The organism is Marinitenerispora sediminis (genome assembly GCF_003336425.1).
Taxonomy (GTDB): domain Bacteria; phylum Actinomycetota; class Actinomycetes; order Streptosporangiales; family Streptosporangiaceae; genus Marinitenerispora; species Marinitenerispora sediminis.
This window is the reverse complement of record NZ_QEIO01000226.1, coordinates 1-5,671: the sequence shown is the minus strand read 5'-3', so window position 1 is coordinate 5,671 and position 5,671 is coordinate 1. Positions and strand designations below refer to the sequence as shown.

1 protein-coding gene is annotated in these 5,671 nt (G+C 75.3%); it reads left to right on the top strand.

Annotated features, from left to right (window positions below; translation table 11 throughout):
* Positions 1 to 61: 61 nt before the first annotated feature.
* A partial coding sequence (locus DEF28_RS25260) for an ADP-ribosyltransferase (protein WP_309485908.1) occupies positions 62 to 5,671 on the top strand: 5,610 nt, incomplete at its 3' end.

Here is a 5,671-nt window from a genome sequence, read left to right as displayed (position 1 = left end):
CGTCCGCGCGTACGTCCCGCCCGGCCCGCGCTGGGAGGGCAGCGGCGAGGAGCCCGGCGGTATGGGTTCGGCCACCCGGTTCGACGACGACCGGGCCGCCGTCCGGTGGGCGCAGCAGCACATGCCCACGGACGGAATGAACGGGATCCTCCCGTGGCGGCTGCTGACCGCCGCGGAGCATCGGGCGGTGGACGACTACACCGGCACGGGGTACCCGCTCGTGGACGGCGGCCTCCTCCACGGGAACGTGGGCCCCGGCTGGGAGCGGGAGTTCTTCCAGCTCGTCGACCAGCTCGATCCGGCGGTGGACCGGTCCCGGCTGCCCGAGTCGCTCATCCTGCACGCCGGCGCCGACCGCGAGTTCCTCAGCCAGTTGCTGGCCGCGGTCGACCCCGGCAGCCGCGGTGTTCCCGACCCGGAGAACGTCCAGGCCCTGGTCGGCACCACCTTCACCAACCACACCTACGTCCGGGCGAGCATCGGCTCGCACTTCCCCGGGGAGCACGACGTCTACCTGGTGGTGCGCGCTCCCGAGGGCCACCCCGGGCTCAACGTGATGCGGATCTCCGGCTTCGGCGAGGACGAGCGGGGCATCCTGCTGCCGCGCAACGGCCGGAACGTGATCCACGCCGTCTACCAGCGCCGCATCGACGCCCCGGGCAGCGGCAGAACCCGCGACGCCTGGTTCGTCGAGGTCGAGACCGTCCCCGCCGACTGGGAACCCACCGCCGACTGGCGGCCCAGCCCCCTCGGCGACGCCGACCGCGGCTACCCGCGGCCGACGGGCGAGCCCGTGCCGTCCCCGTGGCCGGCGTCCACGCCCCCGCGGCCTGTCCCGACCGTGCCCCCGGCCGACGCCCCGGCCCCGCAGGCCGCACCGGTCACGGACGCCCCGGGACCGGAGCCCCGCCCGAGCACGCCACCCGGCACGGGGGACGACGCCGTCTCCGACACCTCGTCGGTGACGGACGACTCGTCCGAGACGACCGTGGCCGGGCAGCACGCGGTCCCCGAGGAGGCTCCGCTGCCCCCAGCTGCGGACTCCGGTGCCCGCGACGGCTCCTCGGCCGCCGCGTCGCACCTCGACGGCGCCGACTCCGAGGACTCCGACAGCGACGCGTCCGCCTCGCTTTTCGACGCGGACCAGGAGAACGACACCGACGCCACGTCCCTCCTCTCCGAAAGCGACGACTCCGACGCCGAGTCCTTCGACTCCACCCCGCTCCTGGACAGGGGCCTCGACTCGGACGACGACTCCGACGATGACTCGGGGCCGGCCGCCAGCGGCCCCTTCATGGCGGGCCAGGCGCTGCCGACCACGCTCGCCGTGTACTCGGCGATCGCCGACTCCGCCCCGGACGGCTCGTCCAACGGCACGGCGGCCTCCGTGAACGGGACGCGCCCGGACGCCGAGGGCCGCGACAGCGCCCCGTCCGCCTCGCGCCAGGGCGACGCCTCGACCGGCTCCGAGGGCAGTGGCCGGGGCCGCGGCGGCCGCACGGTGGACGAGGCCCGCACCGAGGCCGCCCGCGCCCAGACCGACGTGGTGCGGTTCGAGACCGACCTGGAGAACACCCGCGCCACCTTCGGCCTAGCCGAGGACGACCCGTACTACCTCGGCGGCAGGGCCGAGGCCGCCGAGCGGCGGGTCACCGCGGCCGAAGCGGAGATCGCCCTCGCCCAGGCCCGCCTGGCGGACGCCCGCGGCAGCCGCACGGGCACCGAGACCGCCCGCGCGGAGATGGCCCGCGCCCAGGTCGAACTCGGCAACGCCCAGCGCGACCTCGCCCAGGCGCGCGAGCGCCTCGCCCAGGCCGGCGGCACCATCGACCAAGCGGCCTCGGCCCAGCGGACCTCCGCCGCCGCTCCGGCCGCGCATACCCCTCGGGAGGCGGACGGCACCCCTGCCGCCCAGGACCGGGGCGACCGCGCCCCGGGTACCTCGGTCAACCCGGCGTTCGTCGACCCGCCGCAGCCCCCGGCCGGGGCCCTGGACACGGCCCTGGCGGAACTGGCGACGCCGAACACCGGCCCCTCTCCCGCTCCGGGCGGGCCGACGGCCGCCTCGCCGGGCAGGCGGGACGCCGTCTCCAGCGGCACGGAGACGGCCGACGTCTCGGACTCGTACGCCGACTTCGACGAGGACATGTCGGACGTCGGCGACCGCGCGACCCACGACGTCGGCAGCGGGTCCCGGACCGCCCCGCGCATGAGCCACCGATCCGCGCCGGTCAGCGAGGACTCGGACAGTGCCGACTCCAGCGCGGAGACGGACGACTCCGGGTCCTACGCGGACTCGGACAGCGAGGCCGGCGAAGCCCTCGACATCACCAGGGTGAACCTGGAGCCGCTGGTCTCCGGGCTGGGCGATATGCGGCCGGGGCAGGCGCTGACCATGCTGGCCGACTACTACCGCCACCACGTGGACGGCGAGAGCCTCGACGTCCTCTACCCAGGCGCCCTCGTCTTCGAGAACGACTTCCAGGCGACCATCCAGGTGTGGCGCGAGAACGGTGTGCTGGAACAGGGCCTGCGCGAACTGGAGAACGTGGGATTCCCGCCGCCGGCCGACGGGTGGGCGAGCATCGTCGATCCCGCCCGGCGCACCGTCCCGCTGGACTCGCGGACCGCCGAGCGTTTCGGCAGCGTACCCGGGCAGCACCGCGACTTCTCCGTCACCACCGATGACGGCGCCGTGCTGCCCGCCCGGATCACCCAGCGCCCGTACATGCCCGGTCACCCCGCGCACCCGCGCTTCGAGTGGAACCGCATCCCGCGGTCCACCCCGGACGGCCGGGACCTCACGGAGGCGGTGGTCCGGCTGGAGCGCGGACAGCCGCCCGCCGGCACGGATCCGGCCGCGGTCGCCGACGCCGAGCGGCAGCTCGTCACGGCGCTGGAGTCCCAGGTCAACGACGGACGTCCCGTCCCCGACGGTCAGGGAGGCATCCGGGAACGCGTGCCCTACACCCTGCGCGACGGCTCGGAGCTGCGGCTGCGGGTCCAGCTCGTCGATCCGGGCGAGGCCCCCGACGCGTTGGCGCTGCACGGCCGCCTCGACTGGGAGGCGCCGTCCGCCGAGGACACCGGCGCGCGGCCCGACCACACCGCGGTCGGCCCCGAGATCCTGGCCTGGTTCGGGCTCACCGAGTCCTCCGCGTCGCAGGCCGCGGGCGCGGAGGCCAGCGCCCGGCGAGCGGAGGCGAGCGTCCTCAACTCGCAGCGGTATGCCCGGTCGGAGGAGGCGGTGGCCAGGCGAGGGACGAATCCGCCGTCGCACGACATCGGCTGGACGAAGTCGGAGACCCTGCGCGGGGAGGCCTGGTCCCTGCGACGGGAGGCGAACGCCCTGCGCCGCGACGCCGTGGAGCTACGTACCCAGGGCGACGTCGACGGCGCGCTGGCCAAGCAGGCCGAAGCCCGGACCAAGCTGGCGGAGGCGCAGACCCGGATGGCCGAGGCGCAGGCCGAACACCCGGTGCCTCCGGGGCCCGACCGTGCCGGAACATCGAGCACCGTCCCCACAGCGGCCGACGCCGACCCCGACGCGGGTGCCCGGCGGGCGGAGGCCGCGGCCATGGAGACCGAGGCCGCCGCGCTGCGGGCGGCGCTGCGGGCACTGGACGCCGAGATCCGGGCCACCCGGGTGAACGACCCCGCCGAGCAGGCGGCCGTCCGAGCCGACCTCCCGCCGCGGGTGACGGCGACCGCACTGGCCCGCATCTCCGAACTGACGGCGGAGTCCACCAGTGTCCCCGCCCGCGTCCACCCGGGGCTGGCTCCGATCGCCGATTGGACGGACCCCCGCGGCCAGGCGCCCGAGGAGACCCGGCGGGCCTGGGAGGAGGCCCGCCGCCAGGCTCCCGTCACCGTCATCGGCTCGCGGCTCGACGTCTCGGGCCAGGTCCACGCCGCTCATGAGATGCGGACCACCTCCGCTCCGCCCCGTCCGGCGCACGCCACCGACCCCGCTGGTATCCAGGTACCGGGCAATCCCCCCGGCGTTCCGGAACGCGTACTCCCGGCCAGAAGGGTGGCGTACAGCACCGGCGACACCGGACTGGAGGTCCGCCGGATCCCCATCCCCGCGAAGCACCGGACGCCGGGCGGACCCACCCACGTCGCCGAGGTCACCCTGCGCGTCAAGTTCGACAGGAACGGTGTCGACCCCGCGGTCATCGACCGGAACATGGCTGCGTATCACGCGGAGCTGAACCGGAAGCTCAACCACCAGTTCCGGGTGCCGAACACTGACGGCACCCCCGGCGACCAGTTCCACGTCACGGTCGTGGACGTGGACCGGCCCGGCATGACCGGACCGGCCGACCACCATGTCACCTGGGGCCCGACGGTCGATGGCAAGACCCCCCGGAGCCACCAGAGCATGTGGGCCGTGGACGACGAGCCCGCCGACTGGCTCCACGAGACGATGCACATGTTCGGGATCGGGGACGACTACCCGGACGGCGACGCGCCCCAGCCCAGCGCCCTGCGGAGGCGGATCGACCAGAGCGGGGTCGACCGCCTGGGCGCGAACATCATGGCGACGAGGAAGCGTCTGGGCTTCGTCAGCCTGCGCCAGCACCAGCTGGACCGGATCGGCGATCTCATCCGCCCCGCGCTCGACCGCGGCAACGGCGGCCCCACCCCGTACGAGCCGCCCGTCCGCATCGCCGACCTGCCCCGCGACGTCCGCGACCGCATCGGCGCGCCCCTCCACCAGGACGCCCCCCTGGACCAGGACGGCTCCCCCCTGGTGGACAGCCCCGAGCAGGCGATCGAGTTCCTCGCCGCCTACCACGACCACCACGAGCGCGGCCGCAGCATCGCCGACGTCAGCGACAACCTGAGCCGCATCCGGACGACGGCCAACGGCGAGAACCGGACCCTCACCCCGGAGGAGGTCCAGAACCGGCTCCACGAGACGTGGCAGCACTGGCGCGCCAGCGGCGCCCTCGACACCGCCCTCGCGGAGCTGGCCGACACCACCACCCGGCCGGCGACCGCACCGCCGCGGCAGGACGCACCCGCGACCGCGGACCGCCCGGCCCCCGTTCCCGGCGGCACGGACGGGGAGGGCGCCACCGAGGAGTCCTCCGGGAACGGCACCGACCCCCGAGGGCGGCAGATCAGCGCCGACATCCAGGTCAACGTGGTCAACCTCGACGCGCCGGCGGCCGTCCCCGTCTCGAACGGCCAGTCCGGTGCCGCGCCCGGCTCCGGGAACGGGACGCGGCCGGCCGCCGAGGGCCGCGTTGGCACCCTGTCGACGCCGCGCGGGGGTGGGGACACCTCGGCCGGGCCCGAGGGCAGTGGCCGGGGCCGCGGCGGCCGCACGGTGGACGACGCCCGGGAAGAAGTGGCCCGGGCCCAGATCGACGTGGCGCGCTTCGAGACCGACCTGGAGAACACCCGCACCAACTTCGGCCTGTCCGACGACGACCCCTACTACCTCGGCGGGCTCATCGAGGCCGCCGAACGCCGCGTCGCCGCCGCCCAGGCCGAGACCGACCTCGCCCACGCCCGCCTCGACGACGCCCGCGGCAGCCGCACCGGCACCGAGCTGGCGCGGAGCGAGATGGACCGCGCCCGCACCGAACTCGACCACGCCCAACGCGACCTCGCCCAGGCACGCGACCGCTTCACCCGGGCCGGCGGCACCTTCAACGAC